1 protein-coding gene is annotated in these 453 nt (G+C 53.0%); it reads right to left on the reverse strand.

Annotated features, from left to right (window positions below):
* A partial coding sequence (locus EII23_RS12410) for an IS5 family transposase (protein ID WP_124793568.1) occupies positions 1 to 374 on the reverse strand: 374 nt, incomplete at its 3' end.
* Between the last annotated feature and the right edge of the window lie 79 nt (positions 375 to 453).

Below are 453 nucleotides of genomic sequence, written 5' to 3' on the forward strand. Positions count from 1 at the left end.
CCCCCTTTTGTGCGGCTCATGTCCTGATTGCCTCCTCTTGCGCCTGCCGCATGTGGGTGAACTTTGCAATGACTGGCATCGATCATCAGCCATTCAAAGTCCGGCTCATCAATCAGAATTTCAAGCAATCTCTCCCACACACCATTATCGCGCCAACGGATGAAGCGTCGATGGGTATTGCTCCAACCGCCAAAGTCGGGGGGCAGATCTCGCCATGGAGCGCCTGTACGCATAATCCAGAAGACCGCATTGATAAAGCGCCGGTTGTCGTGGGCCTTGCCTCCCCAGCTTCCTTCACGTCCGGGCAAATGGGGTTCAAGCTTCTTCCAAACGGAATCAGAAATGTCGTGCCGTCTGTGGGCTGCTGTGGGCATATGTTCCTCGCTTACGGTTGAAGACAAGCGAACTGTGCCACAAAATGAAAATTTAGACAATTTCGTGACTACACTGCCT

Source organism: Desulfovibrio sp. OH1186_COT-070 (genome assembly GCF_003860215.1).
GTDB lineage: Bacteria > Desulfobacterota > Desulfovibrionia > Desulfovibrionales > Desulfovibrionaceae > Desulfovibrio.